The sequence below is a fragment of the Christiangramia pacifica genome, assembly GCF_057221535.1.
Window position 1 is genome coordinate 2,419,929 of record NZ_CM170146.1, and the last position, 23,020, is coordinate 2,442,948.

Below are 23,020 nucleotides of genomic sequence, written 5' to 3' on the forward strand. Positions count from 1 at the left end.
TGAAAGAAATTCAGCTGATCCTTTTTTGAGTTGAGGATCAGCGATTTCTTTTAATGACAGTTCTATCAATTCATCCTCATAATCAATAGTATAGAAGGCTATCAATACCTTCAGAAAAAATTCAGAAATGGAAAGAAGAAAATTTATTCAGAATACAGCACTTTTTACAGGACTAACTTTTATTGATCCTACAGATATCTTTGCGCAATCCTTTTATAAAAATTTTCCAGTGGTTAGAGTTTCCGAAGGGGAACGTAATTTTCAAAGTAAGATCATTGAAGAAATGATCCAGGAATTTCAGAAGAAAGTGAAAAATGAAGAATTGGGTTGGTTATTCAATAACTGTTTTCCCAATACGCTGGATACCACGGTCACTTATACTGAAAATAACGGGAAGCCAGATACTTATGTAATTACGGGCGATATTGATGCCATGTGGTTGCGAGATAGTTCTGCTCAGGTCTGGCCATATATGGCGTTCACAGATAAAGATGAAAAACTGAAAAACCTTATCGCTGGAGTTATAAACAGGCAAACCCAATACATATTAAAAGATCCATTTGCGAATGCGTTTTATGACGATCCTGATAAGAAAGGAGAGTGGTTTAGTGATCAAACTGATATGAAACCAGGTGTGCACGAGAGAAAATGGGAGATAGATTCATTATGTTATCCTATTCGATTAGGATATAATTACTGGAAAACAACCGGAGACATTTCACCTTTTGATGCAAACTGGCAAAAGGCAATTAAATCTATTTTAGACGTATTTAAAGATCAGCAGAAAAAGGACGATCGCGGATCTTATTCTTTCCAGAGAAATACTCCAAAAGCTACCGATACCAGAGCTCTGCATGGCTATGGATATCCGGTAAACCCTGTGGGACTTATTTGTTCAGCTTTTAGACCAAGCGATGATGCAAGTGTATTTTCTTTTTTAATTCCTTCGAATTTCTTCGCTGTGGTTAGTTTGAAACAGGCCGCAGAAATGATGACAGAAATTGCGAATGATAAAGAAACTGCCGATGAATTATTAGCCCTCCAAAAAGAAGTGGAGGCAGCTCTGAAGCAACATGCAATTGTTGAGCACCCTAAATACGGTAAGATATATGCCTTTGAGGTTGATGGTTTTGGAAATCGCTTGATGATGGACGATGCTAACGTACCAAGTTTACTCTCGTTACCATATCTGGATGCCGTGGAAATTTCAGATCCTATTTATCAAAATACCAGGAAATTTGTTCTTTCTAAAGACAATCCATTTTTCTTTGAAGGAAAAGCCGCCAGGGGAATCGGCGGTCCTCACGTTGGTATGGATATGATCTGGCCTATGGCTATTACCATGCAAGGTCTAACAAGTACAGATAACGAGGAGATCAGGGAGTGTATAAAAACTTTAAAAAATACTCATGCAGGTACGGGATTCATGCATGAAACTTTTCACAAAGACGATCCTTCAAATTTTACCAGATCCTGGTTTGCCTGGGCCAATACTCTTTTCGGTGAATTCCTCTGGGAAACTTATAAAAAAGATCCATCGCTGTTAACATAATCAGCCTTTTTAGGTTATACTGAATTACTCAGTTCAATAAAAATTTATAAGATGAATATTAAAAAGCCTATTCTTCTGTTAGGTTTCATTTCCTTTATTTTTGGATTGAAGACTGAATCAGGAATTGCCCAGGAAAATTCTGAAACTGGAAATAAATCTTCCTACGATTACGTAAATACTTTTATAGGAACTGCACCTTTATTAGATGAAGATATTATCGGTTATACTCCACCAAAAGACTGGAGAGTTTGGGCAGGTCTAACCTATCCGGGTTCTTCGTTGCCTAATGCAATGGTTCAGTTGAGCCCTATAACGGAATATGGTTCTGGTGCTGGATATGAATATGAAGATTCTGAAATTTTAGGGTTTACCCATACTAATAAAGGCCACTGGAATCTTTGCAACTTGCCAGTATTGCCACTTTCCGCTAATGCCAAAGCTCCTTTCAAAGCGACTTTTGATCATAAATATGAGAATGCTTCTCCTGGTTATTATCAGGTAAAATTACAGGATTATGACATCAATGTTAGATTAACGTCAACTTTAAGAGCCGCAATTCATGAATATGAATTCCCGAAATCCGAAGAGAAAAGGATCTTATTTGATCTTGGTACAGCTAATAACCGGGTTTCTACCTGGGAGATTGAAAAAGTATCTTCCAATGAGTTAAGAGGTTATCAGAAAGTAGGACGGGACCAGGTTCACTTTTACGCTATAATTGATAATGTTATTAGCGAAATTCAATCTGTAGATGAAGGTAAAGGAAAAGGTTATTCCGTGGTGACTCTGGAAGAATCAGATAATTCTACAGTTACCATGAAAATTGGATTATCCTACGTGAGTACTGATAATGCAAAAGAAAATCTAGAGAAGGAAATAGGAGAAAGGTCTTTCGATGAAATTTTGAATGAAGGCAAAAAGACCTGGACAGATTTTTTAGATCAGATTCAGGTTGAGGGAGGTTCCGAAAAAGAAAAGGAAATGTTCTATACTTCCTTATACCGATCTTTCTTATGGCCAGCATTACGAAGCGATATTAATGGAGAATTTATGGACGATGAAGGAAAGGTTCGAAATGAAGGATTTCGCTATTACACAATACCTTCCTTATGGGATACCTATCGGAACAAAGTAGTTCTACTGGAAATATTAAGGCCAGAGGTTACTTCAGATATCATTAAATCATTGATTAATCGCGGTGAGATCACAGGATTTATCCCTACATTTTTCCATGGTGATCACGCAGCCTCATTCATCACTGGTGCTTACAATAGAGGGATCAGAGATTTTGATGTGCGGAAAGCATATGAACTCCTTTTAAACAATGCCTATAAAGAAGGTGGGACTCGCCCACATATTAAAGAATATATAGAATTAGGATATATATCAGAACCTGAAATTGAAAATCCGAATACAGAGACCAAGGCAAAAGCCGGTGTTTCAAAAACCTTGGAATTTGCTTATGACGATTATTCACTTTCTTTACTCGCTGAAGAATTGAAAGATACAGAGCGTCAAAAGGATTTATTTAAGCGTTCTAAGAATTACAGGAATGTTTTTGATAAGAAAACAAACTTCATGCGGGGTAGACTGGAAAATGGTGACTGGGTATCGCCTTTCGATTCTGAATATCCTTATTATGAATATATGTACAGAGAAGCGAATGCCTGGCAGATGTCATTCTATGTACCTCACGATATGATCGGCCTGGTTAAGCTTTATGGAGGTGAAAAAAAATTCGAAGAAAAGCTGGATTCGTTGTTCACTTATAAATGGAATCCTAATCATATAGCCAGGAATGTTTCAGGTTTTATGGGGCAGTATAGTCATGGAAATCAGCCTGCTCACGAAGCGCCATTTTCATATTATTTTATCGATAAACCGGAAAAATCTCAGGCTATCATAGATAAATTATTGTCTGATTATTATGGTATAGGGGAAGAAGGTTTGGCGTTGTCTGGGATGGATGATGCTGGAGAAATGTCTTCCTGGTATGTCTTCAGCGCATTAGGTCTTTATCCACTATCTCCATCAGATCCCGAATATCTCGTAACGGTACCAATTTTTGATTCTGTTACCTGGAAAACTTCAGACGGAAAATCCCTAAAAATAACACAGGATGGAAAATCCCGAAATCTGAAGAATATTCTAGTAAATGGTAAATCTTTAGAAGGTTACTTTATCAATCATGATCTTTTCGAAAACGGCGGCGAAATTATCGTGGAAACAAAATAAAATAGCACAATATGAGTCAAATAAATAAAATTCTGTTTTGCTTTTTGATTTTCGTTTCGCTTAGTGCGATAGGTCAGGAGACAGAATATAAAGAGGCTTTGAATATCGCTTACTATGAGACAGGGGATATAACAGATTATCAGGTTGAAATGTGTAAGTTAGATATTCATTATCCTGAAAAAGAAAATGCACCGGTAATTATTTGGTTTCATGGTGGTGGCTTAACCGGTGGGCAGAAAGAAATTCCGGAAGATCTTAAGAAAAAAGGCTATTGCATAGTGGGAGTTGGCTACAGACTATCACCAAAAATTCAGGCTGAAGTTACTGTAGAAGACGCTGCCGCTTCTATCGCCTGGGTACTAAAAAATATAGAAAAATACAATGGCAATCCGGAGAAAGTATTTGTATCCGGTCATTCTGCCGGAGGATATCTGGCCCTTATGAGTATTATGAATAAATCCTTCTTGGCCCAATATGACCTGGACGCCAATGACATTGCTGGATTAATTCCCTTCAGCGGTCATACTATTACACATTTTACTATCAGGAAACAAAGAGATATACCCGGTGAACAACCCGTAGTAGATGAATGGGCACCTTTATTTTATGTGAGGAGTGACGCTCCACCAACACTTTTAATAACTGGAGATAGAGAAATGGAAATGTTAGGGCGTTATGAAGAGAACGCATATTTCTACCGAATGATGAAGGTGGCAGGGCAGGAAGAGATAGAAATTTATGAAATGCAGGGTTATGGTCACTTAATGACTAAACCGGCATTTCCTCTGCTGCTGAATTTTGTTAAAAAACATTCTGAAAGGAATTAGGGGAATTGGCATAAAATTCTACTCAAAGAAATTTAGATAAAATTATAATGATTTAAGTTACGAATGAATCTGTATAACGATAAGAGAATAGTAATGACGCTTGATGCAGGAGGAACCAACTTTGTTTTTTCTGCACTGCAATATGGAAAAGAGATCATACCGCCAGTTATTTTACCATCAAATTCTTTTGATCTTGATAAATGTTTAAAAACGATCGTTAGGGGATTTAAAACGGTTCAAAAAGAACTATTACCTGAATCACCAGTAGCCATTAGTTTTGCTTTCCCCGGACCTGCAGATTACGAAAACGGAATTATTGGAGATCTTCCAAATTTTAAAAGTTTTAGAGGAGGCGTAGCCTTAGGTCCTATGCTCGAGAATGTATTTAATCTCCCAACTTTTATAAATAATGACGGAGACCTTTTCACTTATGGAGAGGCTATGGCTGGCTTTTTACCTAAAATCAATAATAGCCTGAAAGAATCAGGAGTTAAAAAGAAATATAGAAATCTTTTTGGTATCACACTAGGAACTGGATTTGGTGCTGGTATGGTCATCAATAGTAAAATATATAAAGGGGATAACTCAGCTTCCAGTGAAATCTGGTTAATGCGGAATTTCAAGGAAACCAATCTTATAGCAGAAGAAGGAGTCAGCATCAGGGCAATTAAGAGGTGGTACAGTGAAAAAGTGCAGAATTCCAATAACCTTACACCGGAAGATATATTTCTTATCGCCAAAGGACTGAAAAAAGGGAACCAGGAAGCCGCTCTTGAAGCTTACGGAAAAATGGCGATTGTTATCGGGGAATCCCTTGCGAACGCCTTAACTCTTTTTGATGGACCAGTTGTAATTGGAGGCGGAATTTCAGGTGCCTCAGATATTCTACTACCCGCAATTGTGGCGCATTTAAATGGAAAAATTGAAACCCGAACTGGCGAGCAAATTCCACGGTTAGTTTCAAAGGTATACAACACCGAAGATAAATCTGATTATTTTAAATTTTTGGATCAGAAATTTCAGAATATACAGGTTCCATTCACTTCTAAAACAATCAACGTAAATACGGAGAAGAGAATTCCTATAGGTCTCAGCAAGCTTGGTACCAGCGAAGCAATTTGTTTGGGAGCCTACGCATTTGCACTGAATTCCCTTAAAAAACATAAACTGGCAAAATCATGAGATTCAATATTTTAATTGCAACATTAATTTCGGCAATTTTTCTCACCTCTTGTAAAACAGACAAAGAAGTTGCGAAGAATGAAGAAAAAATTGAACCGAAATTAAAGACCAGATGGACGGATAAGGTAGATCCTGAAAATGTTCTTAATGAATACCCCAGGCCAATCCAACAGCGTGAGGAATGGATGAACCTTAATGGTTACTGGGAGTTGGAAACTGGAAAAACTGATACTGTTCAATTTGGAAAGAAACTGCAGGACAGCATTCTGGTACCGTTTGCAATCGAATCTTACCTCTCTGGTGTTATGAAAAAAGCAGATGAGCTCCTTTACCGGAAAGAATTTTCTATTCCTGGAAATTGGAAAGAAAAGGACATTCTTCTGAACTTTGAGGGCGTAGATTATCATACTGTCGTTTATTTAAACGGTGAAAAAGTTGGAGATCACAAGGGCGCTTTTGATCATTTCACTTTCAATATTACTCCGTATCTAACCGAAGGAAAACAAGAGCTTGTTGTTAAAGTTTATGACGCGACCAACGACGGACTACAGCCCGTTGGTAAACAGGTTAGGGAACCGGAGGGAATTTTCTATACTTCCACTACAGGAATCTGGCAAACGGTTTGGTTAGAGCCGGTGAATACAAATCATATTACATCATTTAAAATTGAGCCAGATATAGATCAAGAAAATATTTCCTTTCAATCACAAACTTCTGAGGGAACTGGTATGATAAACCTGATTTTGAAAAATGGGGAAGAAATTATAGCTGAAGTAAATGGTAATTCAGGAGATGAATTGCTCATAAATGTTCCATCTCCAAAATTATGGAGTCCCGAAAACCCTTTTCTGTATGATCTGGAAGTAAAGCTAATTTCAGGAGATACCGTTTTAGATAATTTTTCCAGTTATGTTGCCATGAGAAAAATCAGTCTCGGTAAGGATGAAAATAACGATACCAGGATCATGTTAAATAATGAGCCTTACTTTCAGGTAGGAGTTCTGGACCAGGGTTACTGGCCAGACGGTCTAATGACTCCTCCAACAGAAGAAGCTTATGTTTGGGATATTGAGACATTTAAGGATATGGGTTTTAATCTTCTTCGGAAGCATGCTAAAACTGAAAGTCAGCGATGGTATTACCTGTGTGATAAGATAGGGATCCTGGTTTGGCAGGATATGCCTCAGGTTTATCCTCACGAAGATTTTGAAGAGCGATTAACTGATAAGGATAAGACCCAGTTTGAAAAAGAAATGCAAGCCATGATTGATGACCTCTATAATTATCCTAGTATAGTGATGTGGGTTGTTTTTAATGAAGGCTGGGGGCAGTATGATACCGAAAGACTTACAGAATGGGTCGAAAAATTAGATGAAACCAGGCTGGTAAGTAACGCGAGTGGGTGGACAGATCATAATGTGGGAGATATTATTGACATGCATAGTTATCCCGGTCCCGATATTTATCCCGTAGAGGAAAATAGAGCCACAGTGCTCGGTGAATTTGGCGGACTTGGATTAACCGTTCCAGATCATTTGTGGCAGGAGAATAATTGGGGTTATCGAGAAATGACAGATACTCTTGAATTTAAAAATTCTTACAAAGAATTATGGGATAATGTTTGGCAAATGAAAGAGGAAAAAGCTGCCAGCGCGGTGGTTTATACACAACTTTCGGATGTTGAAGGTGAAGTTAATGGCTTAGTGACTTACGATCGTGAAATAATCAAACTACCGATAGAGTATCTTTATGATCTGCATACCGATAATATGGTATCTCCGGTTTCCATAAGTTCTGATCATTCATTATTTATTGAGAGTGAAGAAGTGGTGCTGAATAATAGAAAGAAAGAGCCAATCTACTATACCTTAGATGGAACAGAACCAACTACAGATTCTAACAAATATTCGGAGCCGATTAAAATTGAACAGACATCAACTCTTAAGGCAAGGTCTATAACTTCAAAATCTAAAAGCGCAATTGTTGAAAAGAAATTTGAAAAAATTAAATCCTTTAATTCTGCACAATTCAAGCTGGAGAAAGGTTTTGAGAAAGGTCTTGAATATTCCTATTATGAAGGCATATGGGATAGTATTCCAGATTTCGAGAATATGAAAGCTATTGAGAGTGGAGTTGCAGAAACAATAGGTTTGGAAAAATCTTCAAAGGAAAGCGATTTCGGATTAACATTTAACGGCTTGATTCGAATTGATCAAAAAGGAGTTTATACTTTCCATCTAATTTCAGACGATGGTTCAAGGCTAAGCATTGGTGAGAAGTTCATCATTGATCACGATGGCCATCATTCTATGGAAACTAAAACGCTGGATTTGCCTCTGGAAAAAGGTTATTACAAAATCTCTTTAGACTATTTCCAGGCTCGTGGCGGATTGGGACTGGATTTAAAGATCATAGATCCTGATGGTAAAAGATTATCTTCGGATATTTATTTTCATAATTAAAAAAGTATAATTCTTAGCCCATGTCTTTTCAAATAATTGAACAAGCTACAAAATATGATATATGTATTGTAGGTTCTGGTGCAGGTGGAGGAATGGCTGCCAAAATTCTTTCTGAAAAAGGTTTTAAGATCGCGCTGGTAGAAGCCGGTCCAGATTTTGATCCTGCCAATCCGGAACAACGTACACAACTTAGATGGCCTTATGAATCTCCACGTCGTGGTGCATCAACTGTAAGGCCTTTTGGAGATTTTGATATGGCCTATGGCGGATGGGAACTTGAGGGAGAACCATACACTAAAGAAAGAGGAACTGAATTCGATTGGTTTAGATCCAGAATGGTTGGAGGAAGAACTAATCACTGGGGAAGAATCTCTTTGCGTTTTGGACCTCTGGATTTCAAGAGAAAAGATTTCGATGGTAAAGGAGACAACTGGCCTATTGGCTATGATGATGTAAAGCCATATTACGATAAAATTGATAAACTAATCGGTGTTTTTGGAACAAAGGAAGGAATTGCAAATGAACCGGATGGATACTTTTTACCGCCTCCAAAACCACGATTACATGAATTATATATAAAAAAAGGCGCAGACAAGGTTGGTATACCAATGATTCCATCAAGGCTCTCAATTCTTACCAAAAGAGTTAATAAAAAGAGACAGGCATGTTTCTATTGTAATCAATGCTCCAGGTCCTGTACGGTTTATGGGGATTTTTCTTCTTCTTCTGTACTGGTAAATCCGGCTAAGGAGACTGGCAATGTAGATCTATTTGTAAATGCCATGGTTAGAGAGGTCACCACCGATGGGAATGGAAAAGCGACAGGAGTTCACTATATAGATAAAAACGATTTAAAAGATTATAAAATTAAAGCCAAAGTGGTGATCCTTGCTGCAAGTGCGTGCAGCTCAGCTCGAATACTTTTAAATTCAAAGTCTTCAACTCATCCTAACGGACTGGCAAATTCCAGTGACGTTGTAGGCAGATATCTCCATGATTCAACAGGTTCTTCTCGAATGGCATTTATTCCATCTTTGATGGATAGAAAGCGGTATAATGAAGATGGCGTTGGCGGAATGCATCTTTACACTCCCTGGTGGCAAAATGATAATAAAAGCTTAGGTTTTACCAGGGGTTATCATATTGAATACTGGGGAGGAATGGGAATGCCATCTTATGGTTTCGGATTTAATATGGAAGGTCTGAATGGTTCTGTTCCCGGGAAAAATGGTGAAAAGAAAAAAGCCGGAGGTTATGGTCTGGATTTTATGGAAGACGTAAAACGCTTTTATGGATCTACGGTTGGCATGGCCGGTAGAGGGGAAAGTATTCCGCGTGAAGACAATCGTTGTACTATTGATAATAACAAACTGGATAAGTTCGGGATACCTGTTTTAAAATTCAATTACAAATGGAGCGATGAAGAAGTAAAACAGGCTGAGCATATGCAGGATAGTTTTGAAGAGATCATTCATGCCATGGGTGGTGTTCCGCTAGGAAATAAACCGGGAAAAGAATCAAGCTTCGGATTGGAGAATCCAGGTAGGATCATTCACGAAGTAGGAACTACAAGAATGGGCGATGATCCAAATACATCTGTATTGAATAGATATAACCAGGCGCATGATGTTCCAAATCTATTTGTCATGGATGGTGGTGCCTTCGTATCGCAGGCAGATAAAAACCCAACCTGGACAATTCTTGCACTTGCCTGGAGAGCTTCAGATTATTTAGCGGAAGAAATGAAAAAAGGTAATATTTAAATCTTCAGAAGATGAATAGAAGAGAATCAATTAAAAGTCTACTAGTTGGCGGGGTTGGTACTGGTCTTTTGATTAGCTGCAGATTAGATGATGATCCGGATTTAAGCAAGATGACCGATATCAGGGAAAAAGAGTTTGATTATGGGCGCACACCGGCGGAAGCCGAATACGATCAAGAGCTCATGTCTAAGGATTTTTATACCGAAGACGAAATGGCTACGATCATGGTTCTTGCCGATATAATTATCCCGGGCGATGCTGAATATCCTCCAGCTTCAAAAACTGGATTGGCTGAATTTATTGAATTCATTTCAAAAGATATTCCTGAACATAAAATTCCTATGCGCGGTGGTTTGCGATGGCTCGAAAATGAAAGTTATAAAAGTTATGGTAAAGGATTTAAAGAATTAAGTCAGGATGAAATGATTGCCATTATAGACGATATCGCCTATCCAGATGAGGTAAAACCTGAATACATTCATGGAGCTAAATTTTTCAGCCTATTACGAAATTTGGTAACCACAGGCTATTTCACCAGCAAAGAAGGGATTGAATATTTGGGATATCAGGGGAACAGACCAAACGTATGGGACGGGGTTCCTCCTGAAGTGTTAGAAAATCATGGTCTGGCGTATGACGAAAAAATGCTCAAAAATTCAATCAAACCTGAAGAAAGAAACGAGATTGAAGACTGGAAGAATTATGAGATATGACTAAAACCACTAATATGAAGACAACCATAATCCTAAATTTATTTCTTCTTATTTTTCTTTCATCCTGTAAGGAAAAAAGCACTTCTCAAGATAACGTAATTCATTCTCCAGATAAAAGTGAATCTGATACAATTGTATTAAATCCTAAAAAATTTGATACAATTATTGATAATAAACAGGTGAAATTATACTGGATTCAGAACAACGATTTGAAAGCTGCTTTTACAAATTACGGTGGCAGAATTGTAAGTCTCCAGGTTCCTGATAAAAATGGAGAATTAACTGATGTTGTGGTGGGAATGAGCAGTGTAAAAGCTTATGCCGAATCTTCAGAGCCTTATTTTGGTGCGACTATTGGTCGGGTTGGAAATAGAATTAACGAAGGTAAATTTGAACTGGAGGGTAAAGAATATCAAGTTCCAAAAAATAATAACGGTCATGCACTGCATGGTGGAAATAAAGGATTTCAATATGTAGTTTTTGATACGGAACAAGCAAACGATAGCACTCTAGTCTTTAGTTATCTTTCCCCTGATGGAGAGCAGGGTTTTCCAGGGAATCTGGAGGTTAAGGTTACCTATACATTAACTGAGGATAATGCATTATTAATGGAATATGAGGCCAATACCGATATGGCTACACCGGTAAATCTTACCAATCATGCCTTTTTCAATTTAAATGGTGAGGGAAATGGTAATATTCTGAAACATCACTTATATATAAACGCGGAATCATTCACGCCAGTAGACGAGGGTTTGATTCCCACTGGAGAGATCAGAAACGTTCAAAATACTCCGTTCGATTTTAGAAAACAGAAATCAATTGGGCAGGATATAGATTCAAAAAATGAGCAGCTGGCATTTGGTGCGGGATACGATCATAATTTTGTTCTGAAAAAGAATGGAAAAACTGATCTTGGTTTGGCGGCAAAAGTAATCGGTGACAAATCGGGTATTCAAATGGAAATTTATACAGAAGAGCCGGGTTTACAATTTTACAGCGGAAATTTTATGAAAGGTGTAAATGAATTTAAAACCGGAGTAAAAGATAATTACCGGGAAGCTTTTGCTTTAGAAACACAACATTTTCCAGATGCTCCAAATCAACCTGATTTCCCGTCTATTATTTTAGATAAAGATGAAACTTATCGAACTGTTTCTAAATATAAGTTCAGCATTATCAACGGAAAAAAGGAATAAAATCTATATGAGAAAGCAATTTTTGTTATTAACTTCTATTATTATGTTTAACCTTGGTTTTTGTCAAACTGAAAAATATGAGGAATTAATGAGTCAGGATTGGGCAAACCTTTCTAAATACAGAAAATCAAATAAAGAGATCATAGAAAACGAGAATTTTCCGAAGGTTGTGTTTATGGGGAATTCTATTACTGAAGGCTGGGTAAATATGCATCCAGATTTTTTTATGAATAATAATTTTGTCGGAAGAGGAATTGGAGGTCAGACGACGCCTCAAATGCTTATACGATTTATACCTGACGTAATCGATCTGAAGCCGGAAATAGTAGTAATTCTTGCTGGTACCAATGATATCGCCGGCAATACGGGGTTTTCTTCAGTAAAAATGATCATAGATAATATCAAGGCCATGGCTGAACTGGCTGAAATAAATAATACCAGGGTCATTCTAAGTTCGATTCTTCCGGTATATGATTATCCCTGGCGTCCTGGTTTAGAACCCGTAGCTAAGATCCAGGAAATCAATGATTGGATGGAACAGTATGCCTTAAAAAACGGGCATAGCTACATGGATTTTTTTAGTCATCTTGCCAATTCTAAAAAAGGCATGAAAAGGGAATATGCTGAAGATGGTGTTCATCCTACCAGAGCGGGTTATGAAGTAATGGAGCCTTTAATTCTAGAAAAAATAAATAGCATTTATTAAAATCTAAGGGCTGAATAATTTCTTAAGACTGAATGAAGCCTATGATGAGTAACAGAATCAAATTCAAAAAAGAATTTGTAGTATTGTTCATTCATATGAATGTCAATAATGGAATTTAAAATAGATCACAAAAGTCCGGTTCCTTTACACGCCCAGGTAGAAGATTTACTGCGTGAATTGATAAAAAAGGAAGAGTACCGAGAGGGTAAAATTCTTCCCGGTGAAGTTGAATTAGCAAAAAAACTGGCTATATCAAGATCTACCGTTAGGCAGGCTGTTAAGAAACTTGTATTCGAAGGACTGCTCATTCGAAAGAAACGAATGGGCACCAAGGTGGCTCCACAACCGGTGAGTTCCAAATCTAACAACTGGCTAAGTTTTTCGCAGGAAATGAAATTGCGAGGCATCCCGATCAAGAATTTTGAACTTCATTTAAGCTGGGTTCCCGCAGACGAGGAATTAGCTAAGTTTTTTGAAATTAAAAAAGGAAGAGAGGTACTAAAGATGGAACGTCTTCGTGGTAGGCCAAATGAACCTTTTGTTTATTTTATCTCATTTTTCCATCCTCGTGTTGAGCTTACCGGCAATGAAGATTTCACTCGACCACTCTACGAGATGCTGGAAAAGGAACATTCAGTGATCGCTTCACTTTCTAAAGAAGAAATCAGCGCCACGGCTGCTGGTGAATTCATTGGAAGTAAATTACAAATAGAGGAGGGTTCGCCAGTTCTCTTCAGAAAAAGATTTGTATTTGATCAGGGCGAAAGACCTATAGAATATAACCTCGGATATTATAAAGCGGATAGTTTTCTTTATACCGTTGAAAGTACGAGATGAGTTAAACCAGAAAATTCTCATTTATTTTGTCAAATTAGGAATTACTGATAGTTAAAATTATTAGTCTGCAAAAATAATTTGAAAAATATTAAGATATCTTTAAATAAAATTAATATGTTTGTACATATGCACAAATAATAAATAATTCATTTAGTATGAAATTGCGAAGTTTACCCTTTCTTTTTATAATTTTTTCTTTCATAACTCTAAGTGGTTGTGCACAGAAAAATCTGAACGAACCAAAAGAGCAGAATACTGAAGTTGAAGGTCCAATGTCTTATGTTGATCCCAACATAGGTACGGCGCACAGCAGATGGTTCTTTTACACTCCGGCTGCTGTACCATTTGGAATGGCCAAGTTAGGTCCGTCTACCAATGGTAGTTATGGAAATGAAAATGGATGGGAAGCTGTAGGTTATGATGAAAGACATAATAGCATAGAAGGTTTCGCTAATCTTCACGAATTCCAGGTTGGTGGTTTTTTATTCACAGGTATGACCGGTGATTTGAAAACAGTACCTGGAAAACTGGAAAATCCTGATGAAGGTTACAGGTCAAGATTTGATAGGCAAAATGAAATCGCAGAACCAGGATATTATAGCGTTTTATTAAAAGACTATGATGTGATGGCTGAATTGACTGCTACTAAAAGAGTAGGTTTTCAGCGTTATACTTTTCCTAAGAATGACGAAAGCTACCTCATTTTTGATGTGGGCAACCAGCTAGGTGAAAGTGGAGAGGTAAAAGATGCTTCCGTTACTTTTAATATGGATAATAATACAATTGAAGGCTGGGTAATTACCTATCCCGAGTATGTGAAGAAGTATCAGCCAGATGGAGTTGTAAAAATGTACTTTTTTGGAGAAGTAAGTGAGGAACCTGATTCTTTTGGAACTTTTAAAGGCAATGATAAATATGAAAATCAGGCTACAATTCAGGGAAAAGGCTCAGGTCTTTATCTGAAATTTGAAACTGAGGAAAACGAAGCCATAGAGATAAAAGCAGGATTCTCTTATACTTCCGTAGAAAATGCCCGCCTAAATTTAAAATCTGAAGCTGAAAACCTGACTTTTGAAGAGGCGAAGAAATTGGCTCAGAATACCTGGAGTGAAGAACTAAATAAAATTCAGATTGCTGATACTTCCGTTAAAAATAAAACAAAGTTCTATACCGGATTGTTTCATGCCCTATTAGGTCGTGGATTGGCTAGTGATGTGAATGGTAAATTTCCGCAGAATGATGGAACTGTTGGTCAAATTCCAATGGATGAGAATGGAAAACCGGAATTTCAATTCTATAATACAGATTCAGTTTGGGGAGCTTACTGGAATTTAACCCAGTTATGGGCCCTGGTTTGGCCGGAATATTTTAACGATTTTGTCCAAACACACCTGGCTGTATATGAAAACTCGGGTTGGTTAGGAGACGGGCTTGCTAATTCAAAATTTGTATCTGGAGTAGGCACCAATTTCGTAGGCCTCGTAATTGCTTCAGCCTACCAGTCAGGAATCAGGGATTATGATATTGAGCAGGCTTTCCAGGCAGCATACGAGAATGAAGTAAAATATAAAGATCGTAATGAAGGTGCAGGGAAAACAGATCTGGGTCAATTTGTTAATAAGGGTTATATAGATTTTGTTCCTGGATGGGAAACTACCCCTGAAGGTTCTGGATTTTCAGTATCGCATCAGCTGGAATACAGTTATAGCAGTTATGCCGTAGCGCAATTTGCCAAAGCTTTGGGTAAAGATTCGGCTTATGAAGAGCTGATGAAATTATCGAGTAACTGGGAGAACATATATGACGACCAGACCAATTTCGTTCGACCAAAATTACCTTCTGGAGAATTTAAGGAAGATTTTGACCCATTTGAACCATGGGCAGGTTTTCAGGAAGGTAACGCATGGCAATATACTTTCTATGTGCCTCACACGCCTAGAAAACTGGTAAATCGTATGGGTGAGGAACGTTTTGTAAAACGCCTGGATTCAATTTTTACAATTTCTGAAAAAACAAAATTCGGAGGAGAGGATATTGATGCCTTTGCCGGAGTTAAATATCTCTATAACCAGGGGAACCAACCAAACCTTCATATCGCCTGGCTGTTTAACTATACAGATCATCCCTGGTTAACTCAAAAATGGGTGCGTAGAATTTCTGATGAATTTTATGGAACCGGGGGAGTTCATGGATATGGTTTTGGTCAGGATGAAGACCAGGGGCAATTAGGAGCCTGGTATGTGATGAGTTCTATGGGGCTTTTTGATGTAAAAGGTCTTACAGAGATCGATCCTTCTTATCAGCTGGGAAGTCCATTATTCAACAAAATCGATATTAAAAACGGTTATGGAAATACTATAACTATTGAAACCAAAAATAATGGTCCCGAGAATTATTATGTCCAGTCCGTCACATTAAATGGTCAGCCATATGATCAAAGAGAGATTTCATTAGATCAACTTAAAGATGGCGCTCACTTAATCTTTACGATGGGAAGCTCACCGAATAAAGACCTTTTTAAGCTGTGGGAATAGGCTAAATCGATCCAGATATTGAATTCTATTAAAAATTATAAATGTCAGAACTAATCCCAGATAAAATTTCTAAAACTTATATTATTAAGATTACAACCGTTGCAGCTCTTGGCGGATTGTTATTTGGTTACGATACCGCGGTTATAGCCGGAGCGATAGGTTTTCTTCAGGAAAAATTTCAATTATCTCCTGTGCTAGTTGGGTGGGCAGCAAGCAGTGCCATTTGGGGTTGTGTAGCCGGAGCCATGGTTGCCGGGTATGCAAGTGATAAATTGGGGCGCAAGAAAGTTTTAATCTTTACCGCTCTTTTATTTTTCATATCTGCTTTAGGTTCAGCAATTGCTAATGATCTTACCTCATTTGTTTTAGCCCGTTTTGTCGGAGGTTTAGGGGTGGGAGCCGCCTCTATGCTTTCGCCATTATACATTTCAGAAGTTGCTCCGGCGAAAATTCGGGGAACTTTGGTGAGCGTCTATCAGTTGGCGATCGTTCTGGGGATAAATATAATATACATAGTAAATTATTGGATTTCGGGATATGGATCTGCAGATTGGAATATAAACTACGGCTGGAGATATATGTTAGGTTCTGAAACCATTCCTGCCATCATCTTTTTTGCTTTATTGTTTACCGTTCCTGAAAGCCCAAGATGGTTATTAAAAAGGGGAAAAGATCTGGTTGCTCGTGATATTCTGAAAAAGGTGAATGGAAAACAAGCTACAGAAATTGAAATTGAGATCAAATCTACCTTGAATGAGGAGAAAGGAAGTTTAAAAGAACTATTTGGGAAACGATACCGCATGGCTTTAATCATTGGTGTAGTGCTGGCTTTATTTTCGCAAATTACCGGTATTAACGCCGTAATTTATTTTGCTCCGGAAATTTTTAAAAGTATAGGCATCGGAGTAGAATCGGCGCTTTCCCAGACTATTTTAATCGGACTCATAAATACGATATTTACATTTGTTGCTTTAGGTTTAATAGATAAGGCAGGCCGGAGAAAATTACTTTTAGTTGGGATAAGTGGAATGGTAATTTGTTTACTTGGTACCGGCCTGTGTTTCTATTTTGAAATTTTTAAAGGTCCCTGGCTTTTATTATTTATTCTGGGTTTCATTGCGAGTTTTGCCTCTTCATTAGGGCCAATCCCATGGGTTCTCATTTCAGAAATCTTCCCAACCAAGACAAGAGGAATAGCTATGTCGGTTTGTACGCTAATTCTTTGGGTCGGGGTTATACTAATAACCCAGTTAACTCCTGTTCTATTAGACCAGATTGGAGGCGCTGGTACCTTCTTCATTTTTATGGTAAATGCCTTGATTCTATTGGTCTTCACCTGGAAGTTCGTGCCGGAAACAAAGCAAAAGAGTCTTGAAGAAATTGAAAAGGGCTGGAGAGAAGATGATCTTATAAAAATGGAAAATAGATAATTCGTGAAAGAGGTTTTTTTGGGAATAGACATGGGCGGAACCCAGATCAAATTAGGTCTGGTAGATAGAGAAAGCAATTTATTGGAAACAGAAATGTTTCCGGCGAAATCAGATCTAAGTATGAAGGATCGTCTTGATGAATTAGTAAGCGATATAGATCTAAAAATCGCAAACTATAAATTATTGGGAATAGGTATTGCTTTTCCTGGAATCGTGGATAATCAGAAAAACAAAATTGTTTCCAAATATGTCAAGTATGGCGATGCTCATAAAGCAGATCTAAATTCCTGGGCCAGGAGTCACTGGAATGTACCGGTAACTGTGGAGAACGATGCCAGGGCAGCTTTAATTGGAGAATGGCAATATGGTTCCGGAAAAGGATGTAATAATATTGTCATGGTAACGCTGGGAACCGGGATGGGTTCCGCAGTACTTATTGAAGGTAAACTTTTACGTGGCAGAAATTTTCTTGCGGGAAACCTGGGCGGACATATGAGTATAAATTTTGAAGGAGATGAATGTAACTGCGGAAATGTAGGCTGTGTGGAAACTGCCGCCTCAACCTGGGCCCTGCCAAAAAATCTCAGGAAGATCGAAAATCACGAAAAAAGCGAGCTTTCTAAAATGTCCTCATTCGGGTACAAAGACATTTTCGAATTAGCTTCTAAAGGCGATATCGCTGCAGAAAAATTAAAAAATAAAAGTCTGGAAGCCTGGTCTTCAGGAATCATAAATCTTTTACATGCCTACGATCCTGAACTATTGATCATAGGAGGAGGAATAATGAAAAGCAAAAATGAGATCATTCCTTTTATCGAAAAAAGAATAAATGAAAGATCATGGCTGCCCAAAGATTCGATTAGAATTGAAACGGCCAATCAAACAAAATATGCAGGAATCTTAGGTGTCTGCTATTTATCAAAAATATAAATCTACTATGAAATTTAACTACGATAAAAATCCCAGCATACGGGTTAGCGAAAATGACGGAGAGTGCATTTCGGGATGGGAAAACATAGCAAAAAGTTTAAATGATCGTATTGATCAGGAACCTTCTTCGGTCATTGCGATTGAAACCTATCAGGGAGTCGATGATCTTGAGGTAAAGAAAGCACTGGATCAATTATTACCCTCATATCACTTTTACAACACTTCAGAAGCTTTTAAAGAAGTTAAGGCGATAGAAGAAATGGTTTATCCTTTTGTAACCGATGATCGCGTTTTTGGATATATGACCGATCTGAAAATGAAGGATTTTCTGGATAAGGATAGATCCAATCAGTTTAAAAAACAAACCCAGAAAGAAGATGAGGTTTTGAAGATCGTCTATGGGCCTGCAGCAACACTTGTTTCAGATCCAGACCTGGTGATCTATATAGATATGGCTCGCTGGGAGATCCAGCAGCGTATGCGTAATAAGGAGGTAAGTAACTTAGGGGTTCAAAATAAGGATATTGAAGCTACATTGCTTTACAAACAATCCTATTTTGTAGACTGGAGGGTGCTGGATCAGCATAAACTCTCCATCTTCGATAAGGTTGATTATTTCATTGACGGAAATAAAAGGAACAATCCTAAAATGATTACCGGCGATTTATTAAATGCTGGATTGAAGAAAGCAAATAGCCAGCCTTTTCGCGTTGTACCATTTTTCGATCCTGGAGTTTGGGGAGGTCAATGGCTCAAGGAAGTGGTAGATCTGGACCGTTCTGCAGTAAATTATGCCTGGGGATTCGATTGCGTTCCCGAAGAAAACAGCATCCTGTTGGCTTTTGGTTCCGAAGTTTTTGAAACTCCTGCTATCAACCTGGTGCTGAGAGAGCCTAAGGATCTGTTAGGCGATGAGGTATATAGTAAGTTTGGAGCAGAATTTCCTATTAGGTTTGATTTTCTAGATACTATGGATGGAGGGAATTTAAGTCTGCAGGTCCATCCCGATAAGAATTATATTAAAGAGAAATTCGGAATGTCTTATACCCAGGATGAAAGCTATTATATCCTGGATGCCAAAGAGGGCGCTCACGTATATCTTGGCCTTAACGAAGATATCAAGCCAGAGAAAATGGTTTCCGAATTAAAAGACGCCCAGGAAAATGGGAGCACTTTTGAGGCTGAAAAGCATGTTGCTAAATGGCCGGTAAAAAAACACGATCATGTATTGATTCCAGCCGGAACAGTTCATTGTTCAGGTAAAGACAGTATGGTTCTGGAAATAAGCGCCACTCCATATATTTTCACTTTTAAGTTGTACGACTGGGGTCGCCTGGGAATGGACAATAAGCCAAGGCCCATTAACATAGGTCATGGTGAAAAAGTGATTCAGTGGGATAGAACCAGGGAGTGGACAGGAGAAAATCTGGTGAATAATATTGAAAAAATTGAAGAAGGATATTCCTGGATTGAAGAGCGAACAGGTTTATATGAAACTAATTTTATTGAGACGAGAAGACATTGGTTTACAGATAAAGTAACTCATACAACCGGTGGAGGCGTCAACGTATTGAATCTAGTGGAAGGTAGGGAAGTTATTATTGAGAGTCCTACAGATTCTTTCCCACCATTTATAGTGCATTATGCAGAAACTTTTATTATTCCTGCTGCAGTAGGGGAGTACACTATTCGTCCTTACGGTGAATCTGAGGGTCTAAAATGTGGAACTATAAAAGCTTACGTAAGAAAATAGGCTATTTGACCAACCTTAAATATTGATCAATTGGAATGGTCAAAATTTCAATTAATATCGCTCATCAGCAATATTTTTTAGCTCTTTTATAGCATTATTTAAATTCCTTTTCAATTCGAACCTTTACAGACTTGCTTATTGGAGTATTGCTCCGCTCGGCAAAATGATTATAAGGGACTAATGGATTGGTTTCCGGAAAATACGCGGCTATATTCCCGGCGGGAATATTGTAAGGCAGCACTTTAAATTTGTAGGCGATTCTTTTTTTACCATCGTAGGTACTGGTTAAATTCACTATTTCAAATTGCTTCAGGTTACGATCTGCCATGTCTTTGGAATTCATGAAAATTACACGGCGTTCATTATAAACTCCGCGGTATCTGTCATCCAGCCCGTAAATTGTGGTATTGAACTGATCGTGACTTCTAATGGTCATCAACATCAATTCATCTTTTTCGAGCTTGTGGTCCGGAAGTTTGTTGATCGTGATCTGTGCTTTTCCATTAGGTAACATGCTAAAATCTCTATGCCGCGCATTGTTAGGAAGATAGTATCCAAAACCTTTAGATCGCTCACTGGTCTTTTCAAATCCTTTAGCCACCAGATCAATTTTCTCGCGAATCAATTCATAATCCTCACCCATCGCTTTCCAGTCTACGGGATGTTTTCCTTTAAAAAAGGTGTGTGCTAGATTTCCGATGATTTCAGGTTCGCTCATAATATTGCTGGAAGCAGGTTTTAAAATACCTTTAGATTGCCTGATGCGTCCCATACTACTCTCCATAGTCAGGAAACGAGAATTTCCATTCTTCTCATCTTTTTCTGATCTTCCAAAAGTAGGAAGGATCAATGCTTTTTTACCGGTCACCAAATGAGAACGGTTTAACTTGGTACTAATTTGTACCGTTAGTTTACAATTATTAAGCGCCTGCGCGGTATAATCTGTATCTGAAGCAGCCATTAAAAAGTTTCCTCCTAAAGCGAAAAATATACTTGCTTTACCTTCATGCATCGCTTCCATAGATTCTACCACGTCAATACCTTTTTCGGTTGGCGGATCAAAATTCATGTGTTTTTTGATGCGTTTATTCAGATCTTCGTCAACAAAATGCATGATTCCCACACTTCGATCGCCCTGAACATTACTATGTCCGCGAACGGGACAGGTACCGGCATTTTCTTTTCCAATGGCTCCTTTCAGAAGCAATAAGTTCACGTATTCCCGAATGGTTTCCACCCCATTTTTATGCTGGGTAAGTCCCATTGCCCAACAGACAATAATTTTGGTCTTTTTAGCGAGCACCTCTACGGCCTGATTAATTTTTTCATTAGAAACTCCAGTTAAGGCAAGAAGTTCCTCTTCATCAAAAGACTTTAGATCTTCGATTAATTCTAAATAACCATCAGTATATTCCTTTAAAAATTCATGGTCAAAAACAGTTTCATCTAACGCATCTTTTTCCGCAAGACGTTTAAGTATCAACTTCACTAAAGGAATATCCTGATTGATATTTACCGCCAGGTGCAAGTCGGCAATATCTTCACCGCCGCCAATCAATCCCTTTACATTTTTAGGATTTTTGAAATTGACCAGTCCGGTTTCCTCCAGCGGATTTATGGCAATAATATAACCGCCATTTTCCTTACATTTTTCCAGGGCAGATAACATTCTGGGGTGATTGGTTCCCGGATTTTGCCCGGCGATCATCACCACTTCGGCTTCGTAGAAATCTTCCAGCTTGGTGCTTCCTTTTCCAATTCCCAGAGTTTCGCTTAATGCTACACCGCTAGATTCATGGCACATATTACTACAGTCCGGCATGTTGTTGGTTCCATAGGCACGAACAAACATTCCATATAAAAAAGCAGCCTCATTGCTGGAGCGGCCAGAAGTGTAAAAGATCGCTTCATTGGGAGAATCTAAACTGCGCAATTCTTCTGAAATTAATTCAAAAGCCTCCTGCCAGGATATTGCTTCATAATGCTTACTACCTTCACGTAAAACGAGAGGCTCCACAAGCCTTCCAAATTTATTCAGCTGAAAATCGCTTAATTCTGAAAGCTCTTCAATTGAATATTTCTGAAAAAATTCAGCAGCAATATGGCTGTGGGTGGCTTCATCTGCCAGGGCTTTTGCCCCGTTCTCGCAATATTCTCCAATTTTTGAAGGTTTCTCCGGATCTGGCCAGGCACAACTAGGGCAATCAAAGCCATCCTGTTGATTAATGGTAAATAAGGCTCGCATCGAATCTACCACGCCCATTTCCTTAAAAGTGTGCTTTACAGTTTCTCTAATTCCCAATTTTCCTGCGGCGTGTGTGACAGGTTCTTTAAATTTGAGTTCCTGGAATTCCGTTGGACCCCTGTGATTTACTTTTCTTTCAGAATTATTTTTCATTTAAATGGCGAGAGATTTGGGATTAGGATAATTATTAGATTCATCTTCTCCACGATCTTCCAGGCAGGTAAAATCTTTTTCAAGTAAAAGATCTATTGTTTTGCCTTGCGATGTAACCACAGAATTTGAAAATCCCACTCTGTCATTGGTTTCCCAATTTTCCAGTAGTGTATTCGAAACTTGCAGAGATATTATATTATTTAAATAATCGATGTTTAAAAGTTCAACTTCAGCAGCTTTGACCTGGTAGACGAAATCCATGTGAGGAAAATTGGTTCTTTCCTCAATAAAATTTTCTCGGCATAATTGTTCTACTTCATTTTTCGTTAATCTGAATCTTACCGAATTCCCTCTGATTCTTATCTTCATTATGCTTTTATATTATTTGACAGTAACTATGTAAAAACACTTAAAGTTACGGTTTAGGATTTAAATTAGAATTAAGAATAGTCCAGGAAATGATCGATTTTATAGGATTTTAACCTTAGTCTAAGGTTTT

At 38.0% G+C, this 23,020-nt stretch carries 16 protein-coding genes; 14 read left to right on the plus strand and 2 right to left on the minus strand.

Going from position 1 to position 23,020, the window contains the following annotated elements; translation table 11 throughout:
- Positions 1-127 precede the first annotated feature (127 nt).
- The 14 genes from AC2S94_RS11110 to AC2S94_RS11175 all read left to right on the plus strand — a co-directional run bounded on the left by AC2S94_RS11110 (position 128) and on the right by AC2S94_RS11175 (position 20,123).
- The gene (locus tag AC2S94_RS11110) at positions 128-1,552 is read left to right on the plus strand and encodes a glycoside hydrolase family 125 protein (protein ID WP_484628678.1); all 1,425 of its coding nucleotides are present in this window, start codon (positions 128-130) and stop codon (positions 1,550-1,552) included.
- Between the two features lie 51 nt (positions 1,553-1,603).
- Positions 1,604-3,787: a GH92 family glycosyl hydrolase gene (locus AC2S94_RS11115; RefSeq protein ID WP_484628679.1), complete on the plus strand. Its 2,184-nt coding sequence runs from the start codon at positions 1,604-1,606 to the stop codon at positions 3,785-3,787.
- 11 nt (positions 3,788-3,798) lie between these two features.
- Complete coding sequence (locus AC2S94_RS11120; RefSeq protein ID WP_484628680.1) at positions 3,799-4,614, plus strand: alpha/beta hydrolase; 816 nt, start codon at positions 3,799-3,801, stop codon at positions 4,612-4,614.
- Between the two features lie 63 nt (positions 4,615-4,677).
- Positions 4,678-5,796, plus strand: coding sequence for an ROK family protein (locus tag AC2S94_RS11125; RefSeq protein WP_484628681.1), 1,119 nt, complete (start codon positions 4,678-4,680; stop codon positions 5,794-5,796).
- Positions 5,793-8,258: a PA14 domain-containing protein gene (locus AC2S94_RS11130; RefSeq protein WP_484628682.1), complete on the plus strand. Its 2,466-nt coding sequence runs from the start codon at positions 5,793-5,795 to the stop codon at positions 8,256-8,258. Before AC2S94_RS11125 ends, AC2S94_RS11130 begins: the two co-directional genes overlap by 4 nt.
- Before the next feature lie 20 nt (positions 8,259-8,278).
- A complete protein-coding gene (locus tag AC2S94_RS11135; RefSeq protein ID WP_484628683.1) occupies positions 8,279-10,021 on the plus strand; it encodes a GMC family oxidoreductase in 1,743 nt (580 codons plus the stop codon).
- Positions 10,022-10,032: 11 nt separating this feature from the next.
- Complete coding sequence (locus AC2S94_RS11140) at positions 10,033-10,734, plus strand: gluconate 2-dehydrogenase subunit 3 family protein (protein ID WP_484628684.1); 702 nt, start codon at positions 10,033-10,035, stop codon at positions 10,732-10,734.
- Positions 10,735-10,748: 14 nt separating this feature from the next.
- Positions 10,749-11,933, plus strand: coding sequence for an aldose epimerase family protein (locus AC2S94_RS11145; protein WP_484628685.1), 1,185 nt, complete (start codon positions 10,749-10,751; stop codon positions 11,931-11,933).
- 7 nt (positions 11,934-11,940) lie between these two features.
- Positions 11,941-12,639, plus strand: a complete 699-nt coding sequence (locus AC2S94_RS11150) for an SGNH/GDSL hydrolase family protein (RefSeq protein ID WP_484628686.1) — start codon at positions 11,941-11,943, stop codon at positions 12,637-12,639.
- Positions 12,640-12,747: 108 nt separating this feature from the next.
- A complete protein-coding gene (locus AC2S94_RS11155; RefSeq protein ID WP_484628687.1) occupies positions 12,748-13,476 on the plus strand; it encodes a GntR family transcriptional regulator in 729 nt (242 codons plus the stop codon).
- 155 nt (positions 13,477-13,631) lie between these two features.
- Positions 13,632-16,010, plus strand: coding sequence for a GH92 family glycosyl hydrolase (locus AC2S94_RS11160; protein WP_484628688.1), 2,379 nt, complete (start codon positions 13,632-13,634; stop codon positions 16,008-16,010).
- A gap of 41 nt (positions 16,011-16,051) precedes the next feature.
- Positions 16,052-17,440 carry a sugar porter family MFS transporter gene (locus tag AC2S94_RS11165; RefSeq protein ID WP_484628689.1) on the plus strand — a complete coding sequence of 463 codons (1,389 nt, stop codon included), beginning with the start codon at positions 16,052-16,054 and terminating at the stop codon, positions 17,438-17,440.
- 3 nt (positions 17,441-17,443) lie between these two features.
- On the plus strand, positions 17,444-18,370 hold the full coding sequence (locus AC2S94_RS11170; protein ID WP_484628690.1) for an ROK family protein: 927 nt from the start codon (positions 17,444-17,446) through the stop codon (positions 18,368-18,370).
- A gap of 7 nt (positions 18,371-18,377) precedes the next feature.
- A complete protein-coding gene (locus tag AC2S94_RS11175) occupies positions 18,378-20,123 on the plus strand; it encodes a class I mannose-6-phosphate isomerase (RefSeq protein WP_484628691.1) in 1,746 nt (581 codons plus the stop codon).
- 94 nt (positions 20,124-20,217) lie between these two features.
- Here the strand turns inward: AC2S94_RS11175 and AC2S94_RS11180 are convergent, their stop codons facing one another.
- Positions 20,218-22,521, minus strand: coding sequence for an FdhF/YdeP family oxidoreductase (locus AC2S94_RS11180; protein WP_484628692.1), 2,304 nt, complete (start codon positions 22,519-22,521; stop codon positions 20,218-20,220).
- Positions 22,522-22,890, minus strand: coding sequence for a DUF7009 family protein (locus tag AC2S94_RS11185; RefSeq protein ID WP_484628693.1), 369 nt, complete (start codon positions 22,888-22,890; stop codon positions 22,522-22,524).
- Positions 22,891-23,020 lie beyond the last annotated feature (130 nt).

Bases quoted from the DNA above. Each gene is read 5' to 3' on its own strand.
- AC2S94_RS11110 (WP_484628678.1), top strand. From the start codon at position 128: ATGGAAAGAAGAAAATTTATTCAGAATACAGCACTTTTTACAGGACTA.
- AC2S94_RS11115 (WP_484628679.1), top strand. From the start codon at position 1,604: ATGAATATTAAAAAGCCTATTCTTCTGTTAGGTTTCATTTCCTTTATT.
- AC2S94_RS11120 (WP_484628680.1), top strand. From the start codon at position 3,799: ATGAGTCAAATAAATAAAATTCTGTTTTGCTTTTTGATTTTCGTTTCG.
- AC2S94_RS11125 (WP_484628681.1), top strand. From the start codon at position 4,678: ATGAATCTGTATAACGATAAGAGAATAGTAATGACGCTTGATGCAGGA.
- AC2S94_RS11130 (WP_484628682.1), top strand. From the start codon at position 5,793: ATGAGATTCAATATTTTAATTGCAACATTAATTTCGGCAATTTTTCTC.
- AC2S94_RS11135 (WP_484628683.1), top strand. From the start codon at position 8,279: ATGTCTTTTCAAATAATTGAACAAGCTACAAAATATGATATATGTATT.
- AC2S94_RS11140 (WP_484628684.1), top strand. From the start codon at position 10,033: ATGAATAGAAGAGAATCAATTAAAAGTCTACTAGTTGGCGGGGTTGGT.
- AC2S94_RS11145 (WP_484628685.1), top strand. From the start codon at position 10,749: ATGAAGACAACCATAATCCTAAATTTATTTCTTCTTATTTTTCTTTCA.
- AC2S94_RS11150 (WP_484628686.1), top strand. From the start codon at position 11,941: ATGAGAAAGCAATTTTTGTTATTAACTTCTATTATTATGTTTAACCTT.
- AC2S94_RS11155 (WP_484628687.1), top strand. From the start codon at position 12,748: ATGGAATTTAAAATAGATCACAAAAGTCCGGTTCCTTTACACGCCCAG.
- AC2S94_RS11160 (WP_484628688.1), top strand. From the start codon at position 13,632: ATGAAATTGCGAAGTTTACCCTTTCTTTTTATAATTTTTTCTTTCATA.
- AC2S94_RS11165 (WP_484628689.1), top strand. From the start codon at position 16,052: ATGTCAGAACTAATCCCAGATAAAATTTCTAAAACTTATATTATTAAG.
- AC2S94_RS11175 (WP_484628691.1), top strand. From the start codon at position 18,378: ATGAAATTTAACTACGATAAAAATCCCAGCATACGGGTTAGCGAAAAT.
- AC2S94_RS11180 (WP_484628692.1), bottom strand. From the start codon at position 22,521: ATGAAAAATAATTCTGAAAGAAAAGTAAATCACAGGGGTCCAACGGAA.
- AC2S94_RS11185 (WP_484628693.1), bottom strand. From the start codon at position 22,890: ATGAAGATAAGAATCAGAGGGAATTCGGTAAGATTCAGATTAACGAAA.